This window comes from Candidatus Marinimicrobia bacterium CG08_land_8_20_14_0_20_45_22 (assembly GCA_002774355.1).
Classification (GTDB): domain Bacteria; phylum Fidelibacterota; class UBA2242; order UBA2242; family UBA2242; genus 0-14-0-20-45-22.
The window spans coordinates 1-1999 of the sequence record PEYN01000132.1; the positions used below are offsets into that span (position 1 = coordinate 1).

General features: G+C 45.9%; 2 protein-coding genes. Both read left to right on the forward strand.

Going from position 1 to position 1999, the window contains the following annotated elements; translation table 11 throughout:
- Positions 1 to 1241, forward strand: a 1241-nt coding sequence (locus COT43_07815) for a beta-glucosidase (GenBank protein PIS27956.1), incomplete at its 5' end; no start/stop codon positions are given.
- 34 nt (positions 1242 to 1275) lie between these two features.
- On the forward strand, positions 1276 to 1999 hold a 724-nt coding region (locus COT43_07820; protein PIS27957.1), incomplete at its 3' end, for a hypothetical protein.

Genomic DNA, 1999 nt, shown 5'->3' on the forward strand with positions numbered 1-1999 from the left:
TCGACATGAGCATGGTTCCTTACGATTATAGCTTTTATGATAATCTGCTTGAATTGGTCAAAGAAGGCGAAGTCCCAGAGAGCCGTATTGACGAGGCTGTCAGCCGTATTCTTCGATTGAAATTGGACTTAGGACTCTTTGAAAACCCGTATCCTGATCCGTCGCTCGCGTCCAAATTCGCCACGCCGCAATCTACTATTTTAAATCAGCAAGCGGCTTGTGAGACGATAACTCTCTTAAAAAACGACGAAAAAACCTTACCGCTCTCAAAGAATGTGAAAGTTTTAGTAACCGGGCCAACGGCCGATAAACTCTCGGTTTTGAACGGCGGCTGGACGATTACGTGGCAGGGAAATGCCGAGTCGTTGTATCCGAAAGACAAGCCGACGATTCTGCGATCAATTCAGCAAAAGATTGGCGCGGACAATGTCAGTTATGCCGCAGGGGTTGATTTTGATAAAGAAATTGACATTCAAGCTGCTGTAAAGTTGGCGAAGAAGGCAGACGCCGCCGTCATCTGCATCGGCGAACCTGCTTATTGCGAAACGCCGGGAAATATTAATGATTTGACAATGAGTGAACCGCAATTGAAACTCGTCGAGGCGGTGAAAAAGACGGGCGTTCCGGTAATTTTGATTTTGGCGGAAGGTCGGCCGCGAATTATCAATCGTGTCGTTGATAAAGCCGATGCAATCCTGATGGCGTATCTTCCCGGAATGGAAGGCGGTTCGGCTGTCGTCGATATTCTATTTGGAGATGTCAATCCTAGCGGAAAATTGCCGATTTCATACCCGAGATTTCCGAATTGCCTGATGACTTATGATTATAAGTACAGTGAGATTTCTGACGTGAATCGCTACGATGTACAATTTCCGTTCGGATTTGGTTTGAGTTATACGAATTTCCATTATTCCGACTTGCGTTTGGATAAGACAGCCGTTGGAAAAGGTGAAAAAGTGACGGTTAGCGTGAAAGTGCAAAATACCGGCAAAGTAGCCGGGAAAGAAACGGTTCAGTTATATTTAAGCGATCTGGTGGCATCCGTAACTCCCTCGGTTAGAAAAGTCGAGGGATTTTCGAAAATAGATCTGCGACCGGGTGAAAGTAAGGTAGTGAAATTCGTCATCGGTCCGGATGAAATGTCCTTCATCGGCAGAGACGCCAAACGAATCGTCGAACCGGGTGATTTCGAAGTAACGGTTGCGGATTTGAAAGCGAAATTTCGTCTGACCTCGAATTGACCTGAAAGGTGCGGAATAGGAGTAAAACGAAAGGATGATTCAACTAAAATCCGCATCGAAAATCAGGATTGGAATCGTTCTGACCGCCGCTCTATCGGGCACTCCGAATGCACAAGGAATTCTGATCAATGAAATCATGTCATCGAATGCTTCGGCGGTTGCCGATGAAGACGGTGATTTTTCCGACTGGATTGAATTGATCAATCCAACCGGCGCGCCAATCGATCTAACCCATTACCGCATCACTGACAAAGAATTGATCCCGAATAAGTGGGTTTTTCCACATCTCGAATTGAGAGCAGGTGGACACTTGCTAATCTTTGCATCGGATAAAAACCGCAAACCGGAAGTCACTCACTGGGAAACGATTATCAATCGTGGAGATGTATGGAAATATTTTATTGGAACGGCGGAACCGCCTGTGAATTGGCGCGACAAGTCGTTCGATGATTCCGGATGGTTTTCTGGAGCAACGGGAATCGGTTTCGGCGATGATGACGATGCGACGTTGGTTCCAACGGGAACTCAATCGGTTTATTTGCGAAAAAAATTTTACATTTCAGAAGTTGCAAATATTCGAGCCGCATTGCTTCATGTTGACTTTGATGACGGTTTCATTGCGTGGTTAAACGGCGTTGAAATCGCACGCTCCAATGTTGCAATCGTGTCGCCGTTGCATAATCAATCGGCAGATTCCGCCAAAGAGGCGAAGATCTTTTTAGGCGGGTTTCCCGATTGCTTTACTATTGAGAAATTCG